General features: G+C 71.4%; 13 protein-coding genes. 6 read left to right on the forward strand and 7 right to left on the reverse strand.

The features are described 5' to 3' along the window. Positions 1–64: 64 nt before the first annotated feature. A complete protein-coding gene (locus ACFWN2_RS12705) occupies positions 65–1,363 on the reverse strand; it encodes an MFS transporter (RefSeq protein ID WP_382427118.1) in 1,299 nt (432 codons plus the stop codon). Positions 1,364–1,437: 74 nt separating this feature from the next. Continuing rightward, positions 1,438–2,082, reverse strand: coding sequence for a TetR/AcrR family transcriptional regulator (locus ACFWN2_RS12710; RefSeq protein ID WP_382427120.1), 645 nt, complete (start codon positions 2,080–2,082; stop codon positions 1,438–1,440). Positions 2,083–2,421: 339 nt separating this feature from the next. Between ACFWN2_RS12710 and ACFWN2_RS12715 the strand changes: the two genes are divergently transcribed. Continuing rightward, a complete protein-coding gene (locus ACFWN2_RS12715) occupies positions 2,422–3,270 on the forward strand; it encodes a shikimate dehydrogenase (RefSeq protein ID WP_382427121.1) in 849 nt (282 codons plus the stop codon). Then, on the forward strand, positions 3,260–5,023 hold the full coding sequence (locus ACFWN2_RS12720) for a TIM barrel protein (protein WP_382427122.1): 1,764 nt from the start codon (positions 3,260–3,262) through the stop codon (positions 5,021–5,023). The genes ACFWN2_RS12715 and ACFWN2_RS12720 overlap by 11 nt, the downstream gene beginning before the upstream one ends. On the opposite strand, the gene ACFWN2_RS12725 is transcribed toward ACFWN2_RS12720, so the two are convergent. After that, on the reverse strand, positions 4,971–7,694 hold the full coding sequence (locus tag ACFWN2_RS12725) for a BTAD domain-containing putative transcriptional regulator (RefSeq protein WP_382427124.1): 2,724 nt from the start codon (positions 7,692–7,694) through the stop codon (positions 4,971–4,973). The two genes, ACFWN2_RS12720 and ACFWN2_RS12725, sit on opposite strands and share 53 nt — an antisense overlap. Positions 7,695–7,802: 108 nt before the next feature. Between ACFWN2_RS12725 and ACFWN2_RS12730 the strand changes: the two genes are divergently transcribed. After that, positions 7,803–9,314: a hypothetical protein gene (locus ACFWN2_RS12730; protein WP_382427126.1), complete on the forward strand. Its 1,512-nt coding sequence runs from the start codon at positions 7,803–7,805 to the stop codon at positions 9,312–9,314. A 37-nt stretch (positions 9,315–9,351) separates the two neighbouring features. Here ACFWN2_RS12730 and ACFWN2_RS12735 read toward each other — a convergent pair whose 3' ends face one another. The 3 genes from ACFWN2_RS12735 to ACFWN2_RS12745 are packed head-to-tail and all read right to left on the reverse strand — an operon-like array spanning position 9,352 to position 12,109. Further along, positions 9,352–10,818 carry an alpha/beta fold hydrolase gene (locus ACFWN2_RS12735; protein ID WP_382427127.1) on the reverse strand — a complete coding sequence of 489 codons (1,467 nt, stop codon included), beginning with the start codon at positions 10,816–10,818 and terminating at the stop codon, positions 9,352–9,354. After that, positions 10,815–11,252: a hypothetical protein gene (locus tag ACFWN2_RS12740; RefSeq protein ID WP_382427129.1), complete on the reverse strand. Its 438-nt coding sequence runs from the start codon at positions 11,250–11,252 to the stop codon at positions 10,815–10,817. The genes ACFWN2_RS12735 and ACFWN2_RS12740 overlap by 4 nt, the downstream gene beginning before the upstream one ends. Positions 11,253–11,296: 44 nt before the next feature. Continuing rightward, the gene (locus ACFWN2_RS12745; RefSeq protein ID WP_382427130.1) at positions 11,297–12,109 is read right to left on the reverse strand and encodes an alpha/beta fold hydrolase; all 813 of its coding nucleotides are present in this window, start codon (positions 12,107–12,109) and stop codon (positions 11,297–11,299) included. Between the two features lie 53 nt (positions 12,110–12,162). Here ACFWN2_RS12745 and ACFWN2_RS12750 point away from each other — a divergent pair, with 53 nt between their 5' ends. From ACFWN2_RS12750 to ACFWN2_RS12760, 3 genes are read left to right on the forward strand one after another with little or no spacing between them, the layout of a single operon-like run. Continuing rightward, a complete protein-coding gene (locus ACFWN2_RS12750) occupies positions 12,163–12,981 on the forward strand; it encodes an ABC transporter ATP-binding protein (protein WP_382427132.1) in 819 nt (272 codons plus the stop codon). Between the two features lie 24 nt (positions 12,982–13,005). After that, entirely contained in the window at positions 13,006–13,962 is a 957-nt protein-coding gene (locus ACFWN2_RS12755; protein ID WP_382427133.1) for an ABC transporter substrate-binding protein, read from the forward strand. A 2-nt stretch (positions 13,963–13,964) separates the two neighbouring features. Continuing rightward, positions 13,965–15,986 carry an iron ABC transporter permease gene (locus ACFWN2_RS12760; RefSeq protein WP_382427134.1) on the forward strand — a complete coding sequence of 674 codons (2,022 nt, stop codon included), beginning with the start codon at positions 13,965–13,967 and terminating at the stop codon, positions 15,984–15,986. On the opposite strand, the gene ACFWN2_RS12765 is transcribed toward ACFWN2_RS12760, so the two are convergent. Further along, positions 15,966–16,868, reverse strand: a complete 903-nt coding sequence (locus tag ACFWN2_RS12765; protein WP_382427135.1) for a LysR family transcriptional regulator — start codon at positions 16,866–16,868, stop codon at positions 15,966–15,968. The two genes, ACFWN2_RS12760 and ACFWN2_RS12765, sit on opposite strands and share 21 nt — an antisense overlap. Positions 16,869–16,872: the final 4 nt, after the last annotated feature.

Here is a 16,872-nt window from a genome sequence, read left to right on the forward strand (position 1 = left end):
TAGTCCTTTTCCACCTCGCAGGCACATAGGCAGGGCCACCCACTGTCGCGGGTGGCCCTGCGGCTCACGCCGTGGCGTGGGCCCGTGACTCCTGCGCCGCCCGCCCGAGTTCGGCCGTCGGACGCTTGAACGTCTCGCGTCCCGTCGCGATCGCCACCGCGCTGAGCGCGCACACGGCGGCTGTGAAGGTCGCGACACCGATCCAGTCCTCACGCGCCGAGCCGATCGCCGCGACCACGCTCGGGGCGAGACCCGCGATCGCGAACCCGATCTGCGTGCCGATCGCCATGCCGGACAGCCTGACCTCGGTGCTGAACATCTCGCCGTACAGGGACGGCCAGATGCCGTTGATCGCCGAGTAGGCGACGCCGAACAGCAGGATGCCGAGCGCGAACACCAGCCCGTACGCGCCGATGGAGATCGACCACAGGTACGGGAAGATCAGCACCGCGCACGCGCCGCAGCCTGCGAGGAACACGGGTTTGCGGCCGATCCGGTCCGAAAGGCTTGCCAGCAAAGGAATCGCGGCGAGCGCCACGACGTTGGCGAGAACGCCGACCCACAACATCGGGGTGCGCGCCAGCCCGATCGTGTTCACCGCGTAGCTCAGCGCGTAGACGGTGAAGATCGTGCTGACCGAGGCGATCGTGGCCGCGAGCACCACGCGCAGCACGTCGGCCCAGTGCGTGCGGAACAACGTCGCGACGGGGAGCTTGGCCACCTTGGTGCGCTTGAACTCCGCGGTCTCGTCGATCTTGCGGCGGATGACGAGCCCGACCACCACGACGACCGCGCTGCACCAGAACGGCACGCGCCAGCCCCACGTCAGCAGGTCCTCCTGGGGCAGCGCCGCCACGGGCAGGAAGATCGCCGTGGCGAGGATCTGCCCCGCCTGCGTGCCGCTCAGCGTGAAGCTCGTGAAGTACGCCCGGCGGTGTTCCGGCGCGTGCTCCAGCGACATCGAGTTCGCGCCCGCCTGTTCGCCTGACGCCGAAAGTCCCTGCAGCAGACGGAGAACGACGAGCGCGATCGGCGCCAGCACACCGGCCGTCTCGTAGGTCGGCAGACACCCGACGGCGAACGTCGCCACGCCCATCAGCAGCAACGTGAACACGAGGACCTTCTTGCGCCCGAACCGGTCGCCGACGTGCCCGAGGACGAACGCGCCGAGCGGCCGCGCGAGGTACCCGACGCCGAACGTGGCGAGCGCGAGCAGCGTCCCGGTGGCCGGATCGGCGGCGGGGAAGAAGACCTTGTTGAACACCAGCGCGGCGGCGGTGCCGTAGATGAAGAAGTCGTAGTACTCGAGGGCGCTGCCGATCCAGGCTGCCAGCGCAGTCTTGCGGGCCATCGATGTGGTCACGGCGTACTCCCATGTACGACCTAGTTAGTTAATACAAGGTCGGACATGGGGGCATCGCCTGTCAAGGATTTGTTTCAGCTGGTCAGGTAGTCGACCAGCATGTCACCGAGCATGCTTCGGTAGTGCTCGCGCCGGTCTGGATCGAGCATGTCGCGCCCGAAGATCGCGGCGAACGTGTGCCGGTTCGCCAGCCGGAACACGCAGAACGAGCTGATCACGATGTGCACGTCGAGCGGGTCGACGTCGGTCCGGAACCGCCCGGCCGCCCGCCCGCGTTCGAGGATCTGCGCCAGCCCGTCGAGCGCGGGGTTCGCGAGCCCCGCGAGCACCTCGGACCGCGCGATGTGCTCGGCGCGGTGGATGTTCTCGATGCTGACGAGCCGGATGAAGTCGGGATGAGCCTCGTGGTGGTCGAACGTCAGCTCGGCGAGCCGGCGGATGGCGTCCTCCGGCGCGAGGTGCTCGACGTCGAGCTCGGCCTCCAACGCCCGGATCGCCAGGTAGGCGCGCTCCAGGACAGCGATGTAGAGCTGTTCCTTGCCGCCGAAGTAGTAGTAGATCATCCGCTTCGTGGTGCTGGTCCGCTCGGCGATCTCGTCGACGCGCGCGCCCGTGTAGCCCTTGTCCGCGAACTCCCGCGTGGCAACGTCCAGGATGTCGGCGCGGGTGCGGTCCTTGTCCCGCTGGCGCTCGGCATCGGATGACGACGGTGCGGCCACCGGGCCCCCTTCTGTCTTGGGATGACCAGGCAACTCTAGTGCCTGGGGTGGGGTGCGGCCGGGGGCGGCGGGGGTGTGGCGGGTGGTCGGGTGTGCGGGCTCGGGTGGCTTGGGTGCGGGTAAGGCCGGTGGGGCGGATGGCCGGGGTGTGTGGTTCCGGCTGGTGATGTGGATGGCCGGGACGTGGGGTTCCGGCTGGTGAGGCGTGTGAGCTCCGCTCGTCGGCCAACTCGTCGTCGGGACTCGGCTGCCTTGCCGCCCCTCGGTCGGACCCTTCCCGCCGACACCCACCTGCGCTATCGTGAACTCACTAGTTCGTACATTAAGCCGGGAGGCCGCGTGACCCACTACCTGATCGGGCTCGTCGGCTCCGGCATCGGCCCGTCGCTGAGCCCAGCCCTGCACGAACGCGAGGCCGGCGAGCTGGGACTGACCTACACCTATCGCCTCCTGGACCTCGACGACCTGGACCAACCCGTGGGCGAGGTGCTCGCGACGGCACGCGCCGAGGGCTTCCACGGCCTCAACATCACCCACCCCGGCAAGCAGGCGGTCCTGGAACACCTGGACGACCTGGTCCCGGAGGCGGCGGCGCTGGGAGCGGTCAACACCGTGGTCTTCCGGAACGGCAAGGCCATCGGCCACAACACCGACGCCACCGGGTTCGCGCGCAGCCTGCGCCGGGGGCTTCCCGACGCGCGGCTCGGCGAGGTCGTGCTGCTGGGCGCCGGTGGAGCCGGCGCGGCGGTGGGGCACGCGCTGTTGTCGCTCGGCACCAGGCGTCTGGGTGTGCACGACGTCGACCAGGAACGTGCGGAACAGCTGGCCACAGCGCTGCAACGCAGGTTCGGCGCGGACAGGGCCGTCACGTGCGGTCCCGAGGCCGCGGCAACGGCCGACGGGCTGGTCCACGCGACCCCCACCGGCATGGCCGCGCATCCCGGGCTGCCGATCGACGAGTCGTTGCTGCGCAGGGAGCTCTGGGTCGCGGACATCGTCTACCGGCCGTTGGAGACCGCGCTCCTCAAGGCGGCGCGGGCGAAGGGCTGCCGTGTGTTGCACGGGGGCGGGATGGTCGTGTTGCAGGCCGCGGAGTCGTTGCGGCTGTTCACCGGCGCCGAACCGGACGCGCGCCGCATGCTCGCGCACTTCGAGGAGTTGGAAGGGGAGCCCGCGCATGCGTCCTGAACTGCGCACCGCTATCGCCACCGTGTGCCTGTCCGGCACGCTGGACGACAAGCTCGCGGCGGCTGCCGAGGCCGGGTTCGACGGGATCGAGCTGTTCGAGAACGACCTGCTCGCGTCGCCTCGCGGTCCGGCGGAGATCCGGCGGCGGTGTGCCGAGCTTGGGCTGACCATCGATCTGTACCAGCCCTTTCGCGACTTCGAGGCCGTGCCGCCGGACGTGCTCGCCCGCAACCTTCGCCGCGCCGAGCGCAAGTTCGACCTCATGGCCGAGCTGGGCGTGGACACCGTGCTGGTGTGTTCGTCGGTGTCGGAGGACGCCATCAACGACGACGACCTCGCGGCCGAGCAGCTGCACCTGCTCGCTTCCCGTGCCGCCGAACGAGGTCTGCGCATCGCCTACGAGGCGTTGGCGTGGGGCCGGTTCGTCAACGGGTACGAGCACGCGTGGCGGATCGTGCGCAGAGCAGGCCATCCCGCGCTCGGGGTGTGCCTCGACAGCTTCCACATCCTGTCCAAAGGGGACGATCCGCGGGCGATCCGCGCGATCCCCGGCGAGAAGGTCTTCTTCCTGCAGCTGGCCGACGCGCCGACGTTGCCGATGGACGTCCTGCAGTGGAGCCGCCACCACCGGCTCTTCCCTGGGCAGGGCGACTTCGACCTGACGACGTTCACCCGCAACGTGCTCGACGCGGGCTATCGCGGGCCGCTGTCGCTGGAGGTGTTCAACGACGTCTTCCGCCAGGCCGACCCCTACCGCGCCGCGGTCGACGCGATGCGGTCGCTGATCGCACTCAAGGACTCGCTGGGACTGCTGGACGTTCCGGCCGCGCCCGTTGCCGACGGGTACGCGTTCGCCGAGGTCGTGGGGGAGTCGAACCTCGCCGCGCTGGGCTTCGCGCGGGCCGGTGTGCACAAGACGAAGCCGGTGGAGCTGTGGACGCAGGGCAACGCACGCGTCCTGGTGAACGCGGAAGGTGAGCCTGGTGCGATCGGCGCGCTCGGCATCGCCATTCCGGATCCGGCAGCGGCGGCTCAGCGCGCGAAGGTGTTGCTGGCGCCACCGTTGTCCCGCACGGCCGGTCCCGGCGAAGCTCCGCTCACCGCGATCGCCGCGCCCGACGGCACCCAGATCTTCCTGTGCGCGGACGACGACTGGCTCGGCGACTTCGTGCCGACGGGGGAGTCGGCGGCCGAGGCGGGGATCACCGGCATCGACCACGTGGCGCTGACCCAGCCGTTCGACAACTTCGACGAGGCAGGGCTCTTCTACCGCTCGGTGCTGGGACTGGAACCCGGTGCCACGGCGGAGTTCGCGGCGCCGTTCGGACTGGTGCGCGGCCGGGGTGTGAGCGGCGGCGTGCGGCTCACGCTGGACGCCGCGCTCGTTCGGCGCGGCGGGTGGGCGCCTGCTGTCCAGGAACCGCAACACATCGCGTTCACCTGTGCCGACGCTGTCGCGTGCGCCGAGGTGCTCCGCCGGCAGGGCGCGGAGCTCGTGGACATCCCCGGCAACTACTACGACGACCTGGCGGCGCGCACCGACCTGTCCGCCGAGCGCATCGCCGCGCTGCGCGAGCAGTCGGTGCTGTACGACCGCGACGAGCACGGCGAGTACCTGCACTTCTACACCGAACTCGCGGGCGCGCGGGTGTTCTTCGAGGTGGTGCAGCGGATCGGCGGGTACAGCGGGTTCGGCGTGGTCAACGCGCCCGTGCGGATGGCGGCCCACCACGAGGCGCGCCGAGGTCGTTGAGCCGCTGCCGGACGCGGGCCGCCTCGCTGTCGCGGTCCTGCTCCCGGTACAGCTCCCAGGCCGTCCACCAGATCGTCCCGGCTTCCTCGTGCTGTCCCAGGGCGGCGTGCGCGTGACCGAGGTTGTCCGCGGTGTTCGCGACCTCGTACATGTTGCCGTGGCTGCGGAACAGGGCGAGAGCGCTGCGGTAGTGGTCGACGGCCTGGTCGTGGTCGCCGGTGCGCAGGGCGATGAACGCGAGGCTGTCCAGGGTGTCCGCCTCGCCGATCGGGTGCCGGTGCCGCCGGTGCAGGTCCAGCGCCGCCCGGCAGTGGTCGCGAGCCGTGTTGAAGTCGCCGAGCCGCGCGGCGAACCAGCCGACGGAGTTGAGCCCGTCGGCCTCCCACGCGGGCTGGTCCAGGGTGCGGTAGAGGGCGAGCGCCTGCCGGGCGTGGTCGTAGGCCCGCCGGTCGTCCTGCCGCCGCTCCCACACGGTCGTGAGCGCCTGATGGCTGTGCGCCGACTCCGTGGTCTCGTTGTGCCGCAACGCCAACGCGAGTGCCCGGTCGAGGTGCTCGGTCGCCTCCTCCAGCAATCCGCAGCGGGAACACGCACTGCCGACATAGCGATGAGTGCGGATGCGGGTCGTCGGATCCGGCAGGTGATCGGCGGCGACCAGAGCCGCGCGCCACGACGTGAGCGCGTCGTGCCGGTGGCCTCGCCGGTAGTGGAACGTGTCCAGCGCCCGCGCGAGGTGCCACACGACCTCGTGCAGTCCGAGCGCACCCGCGACGCGTTGCGTGGCGAGGAGGTTGGCGTGCTCGGCCTCCAGCCAGGCCAGCGCGGAGTCCGCGTCCGGCAACGGGAGCGGGCGAACACCGGCAGTCAGCGGTCCAGGCCGGACGAGCGTGCGGTGAGGGTCGAGCAGCACGTCGGCGGCGTGCGCGGTGTGCAGGTAGAAGTCCGCCACTCGCGCCAACGCGGCATCGCCGTCAAGCACGGTGGTAGCGGCATAGTCGCGCACGAGGTCATGCATCCCGTAACGACCGTGGGGCCGCTGCTCGACGAGTGACGCCTCCACCAACGCCGTCAAAGCGTTGTGCGCCAGCCCGGTGAGCGCTGCGGCAGCGGGCGCGGTGATGTCGGGGCCAGGCGCGATGCCCAGCAACCCGAACGCGGTCCGCTGTTCCTCGGTGAGCCCGCGCAACGACCACGACAGCACGGCGGGCAGGCTCGCGGCGGGATCGGTCGTGTGCCCGAGCACCGCCAGCCCGAGCTGACGCAACTCTCCGGCCACTTCAGCGAGAGTGATGGCGGGATGGGTGACGGCGTTGCGGACCGCGATCGACAGCGCCAGCGGATGACCCCCGCACAGATCGACGAGTTCGTCGGTGGCAACGGGTTCCGCGGCGACGCGGTCGGCGCCCAGCCGCGTGATCAGCAGGGCACGTCCCTCGTCACGGGTGAGCACATCGAGGGGGAGGTGGCGGGCTCCATACCGGTCGACGAGCGACGCCAGCCGGTGTCGCCCGGTGACCAGCACCGCGCAGGTCGGGCTGCCCGGGATCAGCGGGACGACCTGGCCGGCACCGGCCGCGTTGTCCAGCACCACCAGCATCCGCCGTCCGGCCACCAGGCTCCGGTACAGCGCCGCCTTGGCGTCCAGACCGGTCGGCACGCGGTCGGGCGCGACCCCCAACGCCGTGATGAACCCGAACAGCACCGCGTCGGGCGCCAGCGGCGGGTCCGGGGCGAAGCCGCGCAGGTCGGCGAACAGCTGCCCGTCGGGGAACTCGTCGGCGTGCCGATGGGCCCAGTGCAGCGCGAGCCAGGTCTTGCCGATGCCTCCGGCGCCGGCGACCGCGGTGATGAGCACGGTGCCGGAGGTGCCGAGAAGTGCCTTGTCCAGCAACGCCAACTGCTCCGCGCGGCCGGTGAGCTCCGGGGGCGCGGGCAGTTGCCGCGGCACCTCCGGACCGGCTGCGCGCGTCGTGGCCAGGATCCGCTGGTACAGCTCGCGCAGCTCAGGCCCGGGATCGGTGCCCAGCTCGTCGGCGAGGCGCACGCGGAGGTCGTGGAACCGGGACAGCGCGTCGGCCTGGCGGCCGCTGCGGTGCAGGGCGAGCACCAGCTGCCCGGTGACCCGTTCGTCCAACGGGTGCGCGTCCGCCCGCTCGGTCAGCTCGGCGACCAACGCCGCGTGCCCGCCCTGCGCGAGCGCGAGGTCCACGCGGTCGGCGTCCGCGGCGAACCGTTCGCGCGCAAGGCTTTCCCGCACTCCGGCGATCCACGGCGTCTCCACGCCTTCGAACGCCTCACCGCGCCACAGCCCCGCCGCCTCCTCCAGCAGCTCCAGAGCCTGCCCGCGGGCCTGCTCGACGAGCCGCCGGAACCGGTGCAGGTCAACGGCTTCCGGGTCCACGCGCAGGACGTAACCGCCGCCGAGCCGCACGATCTCGGCGTGCCCCGCCAGCACCCGCCGCAACCGCGACACGTAGTTGCTCGCGACCTGCCGGGCCCGGTGCGGCAACCGCTCCGCCCACACGCGGTCCAGCAGTTGATCCATGGTGACGACCCGGTTCGCGTCCACGAGCAGCACCGCCAGCACGCACCGCTGCCGTGCGTGACCGATCTCCAGCGGCCGGCCGCCGACCAGCACCTCGACCTGCCCGAGCACGCGCAGCTCCACCACGACGTACACCTCCCAGGCGGTACTTCCTACCCCGTCGGACGGCCGTTGAGCAGGCGATTGCCGAAGTCCGGTGTGAACGTGAGATGCCGGGGGCTCACGTTGTGCGGCATGACATGGAGACGCACGACCAGAAGGGTGACGACGGTGCTCGCCGCGACGACGTTGGTCGCGAGCGCACTGACGGCAGGGGGCGTTCACCAGGCCGGTGCCGCGCCCGCGTTCACGAGCCCCGTCTCGAGCTGGTTCATGGACCAGCTCCTCGCGCTGCAGCCGGGTTCGACGAACGGCGGCATCTACGCCAACAAGCGCGGCTACCACAACACCCGCGACGGCAACCCGTCCTACGACTACTCGGTCACGGACCCGGAGGACCAGGGCGGCCCCTCCAACCTCGCTGCCGGGTACGACTGGACCTTCCCCGACGCCCAGAGCGGCAGCTACACCACCATCGCCCGCTACTCGAACAGACTGCTGGCCGCGGGCAGGGCCAACGACCCCCGGCTCGCGGGGTGGCGCGAGTTCTTCGGCCAGACGGACACCGACCGCGAGGTCGAGGGGTGGGACTTCCGCAAGAAGGTGGCGGCCAGCTCGGACGACAGCCACCTGTGGCACATCCACCTCAGCGAGAACCGCAACCAGGTCACCGGCTTCGACAACAAGGTCGCCATGCTGAGCGTGCTCAAGGGGGAGACGCTCAACCAGTGGCGCAGCACCCAGCTGTTCACGTCGACCAGCACCGGCGGCCTCGTCCACACCATGCGCGGCCGCGACGGCTCGTGGACCGGCTTCGGCAACGTGAAGACCGCGACCGGCACGACGGTCACCCCGGTCGACACCGCCTCGGCGATGGTCGCCGGCGAGCAGCACGCCCTGGTGGCGGGCAACGACGGCGAACTCTGGCACGCCATCCGGCGCGTCGACGGACCGTGGACGGTCTTCGGCAACGTCGAGGACTTCGCCGGTGAGATCGGCACCATCACCAGGGTCGCCGCCACCGAGGTCGGCGGCGCGCTGCACGTGGTCGTCCTCAGCGGAGGCAACAACGTCCACCACAGCATCAGGCGACCCAACGGCACGTGGACTCCGCTGCACAGCGTGGAGGCGTTCGCCGGCGACCTGTCCGAACTCGGGGACGTGGCGGCGGCGGGGTTCGTCAACGGCGAGCTGCAGGTGGCCGTGACCAGCGGGATCCGGCTGATGCACACGTTGCGCCGCACCGACGGCAACTGGAGCGCGTGGGGCGACGTCGAGGCCTACGCCGGAAACCCCGGCGGCCCGCTGTCGGTGAGCGCCACCGAGGTCAACGGGATCTTCCACCTCGTGGCGAACTACGGCTTCGCGGGCGTGCGCCACTCCACGCGCCTGCCCAACGGCAGCTGGACGCCGCTGCTCAAGATCGACGACTACACCGGCAACCCGACCGGCCTCGCGCTGGACGTCGCGACGGTCGGGTTCACCAGCGGTGAGCTGCACGTGGTCGCGCTGGCGACGAGCGGCGCGATCTGGCACGCCGCGCGGTACGGCGGTGGAGGGTGGTCGTCGTGGGGTGACGTGCGGGGGTACGCCGGGAATCCCGGCCTGGCCACGCGGGTGAGCCTCGCGGCGGGCTGGCGGTCCTGAGTCGGTGAGGGTGGAGCGCTGTGGCGCTCCACCCTCGTCAGAACTGTTCGTTCGACCCCGCGGCGATCCGGAAGCCGTGCCCGGTCGGCTTGTGGGTGCAGGAGATGCCGGTTTCCTTGGACACACAGGTGAAGTCGCCCGCCGTCAGGGACCGGCCGTACGGCAGCACCCGTTCTTCGCTATCGGTGAAGTTGCCGTAGCGAACGCCTCCGGTGCAGATGAAGTCAGTCTTGCCCTGTGCGTCCACGAAGAGCCCGCTGCCCCAGTTGATGTTGGGGTTGCAGCGCTGGGGGCGAGGTGGCACGGGAGAGGTCTTCCCGTGGCAGCCGGCGGTCGGTTCGGAGGGGTTGATGCTGCACCTGAAGTTTCCAGACGGAGACTCGAAGGCGTAGTACACCGAGATGCCTGTGCTCACACGGTGGTCGTTGGGGTCGACCGGAATCGGCTGCGCGAGACCGTCGACCGCCCCGGACACCGCCGCCGCCACGCGGTCGAGCGTCGCCGCGTCTCCCGTGTGGTTCATGTGCGAGCAGCTCGCCGCCAGCGTCGCGAGGATCAGGTACCACCCGGTCGCCGGGCTGAGCGTGTCCGACCGCAGGTCCTGCAACGTGACGAAGTCCAGCGCCATCCCGGCAGGCACCTCGATGGCGTGCTTCGTGTGCAGCAGGCTGTGGTCGACGCGGCAGGACTCGGTGACGGTCGTCAGCCGTGCCCCGTCGGCCGGGCTTTCGCCGTCAGGGCCGGACGTGTAGTAACCGTGCGCGGACGGCACGGGCACGACTCCGTCGCTGAAGAGCGGCAGCGAGTAGAGCTTGAAGCCGAACAGCGTCCGGTCGACGGTCACGTCGCCGGCGACCTGGGTGACGGCGGTGCGGGCGGGCAGCCACGGCGGCAGATCGCTCTTGCACCCCTGGGGAAGTGCACTTCCCTTGTCGTGCGGTCCCAGGCACAACGCTGCCTTCTGGTCGGGCGGAGGCTGGTCCTTGCCGCCCTCCTTCATCTGGTGGATGCGGTCCGCCAGCCAGGTCGCGCCCCACGGTGAGCCGAGGTTCGGCGTGCCGAGGGTGATGATGTTCGGCACGGTGTCGCCCTTGCTCTGCAAGGCGTAACGCAACGCCAAGCCGCCCATCGAGTGCGCGACGGCGACCACCTTGCCGTCACCACCGGCTGCCTTGTGGTCCTTCGACACGGCGTCCACGAACCTGCCGAGGCACTCCGCGATCTGCGGATCCGACGCCCAGTGAAGGGATCTGCGGCCGTAGTCGAACGTGTAGGTGTTGACGCGCTCACCGAGCCGGGACGCGAGTCCGTTGGCCGTGTCGGTCATCGGCCCGCCGGTCCAGCCGTGCACCAGCACGACCGGGCGGCGGGTGGCGGACTGCCCCTCCGCCGTCCGCCACGCCCCGGCGTCGCAGTCGTCGGTCACCGCGGACACCGGAGTGACCGCGGAGAGCAGGATCACCGGCACGACAAGGGAAACGAGCAGCTTCCGGAACGTGATCACCGTGCCACCTCGGTGTTGCTGATCTTCCAGGCGCCCTCGTGCAGGACGAGGCGCAACGTCCACGTCGCGGGGGTGGGGCCGCCGGCCTGGGCCTTCGCCGTCGCGCTGCCGTCCTGCCCCGCGCGGAACGTCGCGACGTCGATCACGAGCGGCGAGACGGTCGCGAGCTGGGCCACCGCACCGGCTTCGAGGGGCTGGCCGGGGGAGATGGCGAGCGCCCGGCGCACCCGTGCCTCGTCGGCGCTGGTGATGTCCGCCGCGAGCGACTTCGCGGCCTCCTCGCTCAACGGCGGCGCCGCGACCGTGGAACTGGTTTGCGGCGCCGGGTTCGCCTCTCCCGGGGTTCCCTTGCTCGTCAGGAACCAGAACGCCACGAAGATCAGTGCCACGACCAGGGTCACGGCACCCGAGACCAGCCACCACCGCAAGGACATGTCCCGCCTGTCGCTGCGGGGGTGCCGCCCGTTAGCGCATCGCCTTACAGCGAACGGGTGAAGTGCCGGATCTCGTCGGCCACGAGGTCGGGATCGGTCACCGGCACCATGTGCCCGGAGTTCGGCGCGAGCACGTGCCGTCCGCCGGCCTTCTCCGCGGACGCGCGGTGGGCCGCGGTCACCGCCGCGCGGACCTTCGCGCCCATGCCGGCGGAGTTCAACGCACCGGAGATCACCGTGACGCCGACGCCGTCGAGAGCGGGCGGGTTGTCCTTCAGGGACTGGAGATCCGCGACCACGTCGGCGAGCTCGGCCTTGCGCGTCCTCGTCGTGGCGACGGTGAAGCCCTCGGTGCGCATGTCCTCCCGCGCGTCGGCGGGCAGAGCCTCCAGAGTGGACCGGTAGGTGGTGGCGAGCAGTCCCAGCCGGGCCAGCACCGTGCTGCCGATCTGGCCGACCGCCTCGGCGATGCGCGCCGGTCGTCCGAAGACCAGGTCGCACCCCTCGTCCGACGGGTCGACGAGCACGACGCCGACGACCCGTTTCCTGCGCTGTGCCGCGGCGAGACGCGTGATCGGGCCGCCCCAGCTGTGCCCGACCAGCACCACGTCGCCCTGGACGTCGTCGATCACGTCGACCAGGTCCAGTGCGAGGTCGCGCAACCGCCGCGACCCGCCGGTGGCGGCGCTGCGGCCCAGTCCGCTGCGGTCGTACACCACGGACGGCGCGGCCAGCCGCTGCTGGACCGGGGCCCAGTAGGAGCGGCTGGCGGCCAGTCCGCTCTCGAAGATCACGGTCACGGATCCGGAGCCGTTCCGTCGCTGAGCGTGCAGGTGGCGTCCGTCCCTCGTGGACACGATGTGAGGTTCGCCCTGCGAATGAGTCATGAGACTTAGGTTAGGCTCCCCTCATGTTGGAAACGGACGGGGTGGTGCTGACCGGACACGACCTGGTGCTCGCACATCACGAGCACCAGGTCGTGCACGGGGTTTCGGTGGAGCTGACGCCGGGTGCCGTCACGGCGCTGGTCGGCCCCAACGGGTCCGGGAAGTCGACGGTCCTGCGGTCGCTGGCCCGCCTGCACAAGCCGAAGGGCGGCGAGGTGCACCTGGGCGAGCGGTCGGTGTGGCGCGGATCTGCGTTGTCCGGCAAGGAGTTCGCGCGCAACGTCACCCTGCTCACCCAGCAGCGCCCGACGCCGTCGGGGGTGTCCGTCGAGGACGTCGTCGGCTACGGGCGCCACCCGTACCGCTCCGGCTGGCGCGGTGTCGACCCGGACGGGGCCGCGGCCGTCGCCCAGGCGATGGCGATGACCGGGGTCGCGGACATGGCGGCGCGCGGCGTCGACGAACTGTCCGGCGGTGAGCTGCAGCGGGTGTGGCTGGCCTCGTGCCTGGCCCAGCAGACCTCGGTGCTGCTGCTCGACGAACCCACGAACCACCTCGACCTGCGCTACCAGGTGGAGATCCTCGACGTCGTCCGCGACCTCGCCAACGACCACCACGTGGCGGTCGGCGTGGTCCTGCACGACCTCGACCACGCCGCGATCGTCGCCGACCACGTCGTCCTGCTGTCGCAGGGCAGGGCACTGGCGAGCGGCAGCGTGAAGGACGTGCTCACGGCGCAACACCTGACCGAGGCCTACGGCGTCGTCGTGCACGTCGCGGACGACCCGGTCACCGGAACCCTGCACTGCCGCCCGGTCGGCAGGCACACACCCCGCCCCTGAACGCCCTGTCTGGAGAGAACTGTCATGCGCATCCCGATCCTGGTCGCGGCCACCGCGATCGTCCTGGCCGCCTGCGGTACCACGGAGACACCCCAGTCCGGTCAGTCCGGCGAGAACGCGGGCGGGCCGGTCTCGGTCACCGACTCGCGCGGCAAGGCGGTCGAGCTGAAGTCCGCCGCCAAGCGCGTCGTCGCCCTGGAGTGGGGCGAGGCCGAGATCGTCGCGTCGCTCGGCGTGATGCCGGTGGGCGTGGCCGACACCGCCGGTTACAAGACGTGGGACGCGGCCGTCGCGCTGGACGCGTCGGTCAAGGACGTCGGCAAGCGCGGCGAGCCCAGCGTGGACGCGATCGTCGCGCTGAACCCGGACGTCGTGGTGATGGCCGCCGAGCGCGACTCGACCGTCGTGCCGCAGCTGGAGAAGTACGTGCCGGTCGTGGTCACGAAGTCCAGTGACGCCGCGCGCAACTTCGACCGCCTGCGCGAGGACGTCAAGATGATCGCCCAGGCCATGGGCAAGACCGCGGAGGCCGACAAGCTGCTGTCCGAAATGGACACCAAGCTGGCGGAGGGCAAGAAGACCCTGGAGGCCAAGGCGGGCACGCCGTTCTTCATGGCCGACGGCTACCTCGAAGGCAGCACGGTCAGCATCCGCCCGTTCGGCAAGGGCTCGCTGGTCTCCGACACGGCCGAGGCGCTCGGCCTGAAGAACGCCTGGACCGGCCAGGTCGACCCGCAGTGGGCGCTCGGCCAGACCGACGTCGAAGGCCTGACCGCGCTCACCGACCCGAAGACCGTGCTGTTCTACAGCGCGTCCGAGGACGACGTCTTCACCACCGGCCTCGCGCAGAACCCGGTGTGGCAGCGGCTGCCGTTCGTGGCGTCCAAGCAGGTCCACAAGTTCGAGCCGGGCACCTGGACGTTCGGCGGGCCGAAGTCCGTGGTCCGCATCGCCGACCAGTTCGTGAAAGCCCTCGCCTGACCGTGAGGAACGCCGTCGTCGCGGCGGCGAGCCTGGTCGTCATCGTCCTGCTCGCCGCCGTCCACCTCACCCAGGGCACCGCCGACACCGGCGTGCTCGACGTCCTGCGCGCCGTTGTCGGAGCCGGTGACGAGCAGACGTACGCCGTGCTGTCCGGCTCACGGGTGCCGCGCCTGCTCACGGCGCTGCTGCTCGGTGTGGCGCTGGGCGTCGCGGGCGCGGGCATGCAGTCCGTGGCCCGCAACCCGTTGGCAGCGCCCGACACCCTCGCCGTGAACGCGGGCGCGTACCTGGCCGTCGTCGCGGTGTCCGCCTTCGGGGTCACCCTGCCGACGCTGCCCGCGGGCGCCACGGCGTTCGTCGGGGCGCTGGCCGCCGCGGCGGTCGTGCTGGGCCTGTCCGGTGCGGGCTCCGCGACGCCGCGACTGGTCCTGATCGGCTCGGCCGTGACGCTCGCGTTGCAGTCGATCACGATCCTCCTGCTGCTGACCTACGAGCAGGAGACGACCGGGCTGTTCGCCTGGGGCAGCGGCTCGCTGAGCGTCGCGAACCTCGACGCCACCGCCCAGATGGCGCCGGTCGTGCTCGCCGCGACTATCGCGCTGGTCGCGATGGGCCGGTCGCTGGACGTCCTCGCGCTCGGCGACGACAACGCGACCGTCGTGGGCCTGAAGGTCCGCCGCACCCGCGTCGGAGCCGTGCTGCTGACGGTGGCGCTGACCGCCGCCGCGGTGACGGTCGCCGGGCCCGTCGGGTTCGTCGGCCTGTGCGCGCCGGTGATCACGCGGCTGCTGATGTCCAAGGGCGGCAGGCACCGCGTTCTGCTTCCCCTGTCGGGACTTCTGGGCGTCGTGCTGGTGCTCGGCGCCGACGTGCTCCTCCGCGCCGCGATGGGAGCGGCGGGCGCACTGCGCGTGCCGACCGGTGTGATCACGACGGTGCTGGGCGCGGTGGTCCTCGTGTGGCTGGCCCGACGCGGCCGTCCCGGCGGGTCCCGCCGCCAACCTCCGGCGGGCCGTGTCGCAGTGGCGGGTTCGCGCCGTCGCCTGGTGATCACGGGCGTGGCCGTCGCGGTGCTGCTGGTGGCCGCGCCGATCGTCGGCATGCTGTTCGGCGACCGGCTCGTGCTGCTGGGAGACCTGGTGAACTGGGTGTCCGGCCGCACCGGCACGGCGCTGACGTTCGTCCTCGACCAGCGCCTGCCCCGCGTGCTGGCCGCGCTGACCGCGGGCGCCGCGCTGGCGTTGTCGGGCTGCGGCATCCAGTCGGTGAGCCGCAACCCGCTCGCCGAACCAGGCCTGCTGGGCATCACCGCGGGCGCGGGCCTCGGTGCCATCGCGCTGATCACGTTCGTGCCGCTGGCGGGAGCGTGGCAGATCGCGGGAGCCGCCGGTGCGGGTGCGCTGGTCGCGTTCGCGCTGGTCTACGGCCTGGCGTGGCGGTCGGGCCTGGACTCGGACCGGTTGGTGATCATCGGCATCGGGCTCTGGTCCGGCGGGATGGCGCTGATCACGCTGATGATCGTGACGTCGGACCCGTGGAACATGGCCAAGGCCCTCACGTGGTTGTCCGGGTCGACCTACGGCAGGACGCTGGACCAGGTCGTGCCCGGCCTGATCGCCCTCGCGGTGCTGACCCCGCTGCTGTGGTCGCGGCACCGCGAGCTCGACCTGCAGAGCATCGACGACGACACACCCCGGATCCTCGGTCTGCCCCTGGAACGGTCGCGCGTGGTGATCCTCGCCGCGTGCGGTGTCCTCGCGGCGACGGCCGTCGCCGCGATCGGTGTCGTGGCCTTCGTCGGTCTCGTCGCGCCGCACCTGGCGCGGTCTCTCGTCGGCGGCAGGCACGCCCGCGTCCTGCCCGTGGCCGCGGCGATCGGCGCGATCCTGGTGAGCGTCGCGGACACATTGGGGCGCACGGTGATCGCTCCGGCGCAGGTGCCGGCGGGTCTCGTCATCTCGTTGGTGGGCACGCCGTACTTCGTCCTGGTGCTGTGGCGCTCACGGGCCACCCGGACCTGAGCGCAACGCCTGGACGACCGCGTCGGCGGCGGGGGAGCGGTCGTCCCCGGTGACGACGACGGTCCGGCGCCGTTCGGTCAGGCCGGGGTCGCGGACGGGGACCCACGTGACACCACGTGGGACGACGTCCGCGGCCAGTCCGGGAAGGACGGACACGCCGAGCCCGGCCGCGACGAGCCCGAGCCGCGTCTGCCAGGTCCGCGCCTCATGACCGACATGGGGCGCGGACAGGGTCGGCCACGCGCCGAACTGCGGGTCGCCGTCCTTGCCCGCGCCCACGACCCACACCTGGTCGGCGAGGTCGCGCACGTCGACCTCGGCCTGCCCGGCGAACGGGTGCCCGTTCGCCACGGCGACACCGAGTCCACGCCCGACGGGCACGGACTCGGTGCGCAACCCCGCCAGGTCGTAGTCGGGCAGCCCGTCGCCGACCGCGATCACCGCGACCTCGATCCGCCCGGCCCGCAGCCGGCGCAGCAACACCGGACTGCCCGCCTCCCCGAGTCGAACGGTCAACGCGGGGTGCTTCTCCTTCACACGCGCGATCGCCTGCGGCACAAGGCTTGCGGCCGCCGTCGGGTAGGCGCCGACCGCCAGCCGTCCCGCGATCCGGTCGCGCAGCCCCGCGATCTCCAGTTCGGCGGCCTCCAGGTGCGCGACGACCTGGCGCGCGTGCCCGAGCAACGCCTCGCACGCGGCCGTGGGACGGACCCCGCGCGCCCACCGCTCGAACAGCGGGCTGCCGACCGCCGCCTCCATCACGCCGACCTGCCGGGAGATCGCGGACTGCGTGTACCCGAGCGCGTCCGCGGCCGCGGTGAACGACCCGCGTCGTGCCACTTCGACGACGACGCGCAGCCCGGCCAAGGTCATCTCCGACATGCGG

The sequence above is a fragment of the Lentzea sp. NPDC058436 genome, from assembly GCF_042721515.1.
In the GTDB taxonomy this organism is placed as follows: Bacteria; Actinomycetota; Actinomycetes; order Mycobacteriales; family Pseudonocardiaceae; genus Lentzea.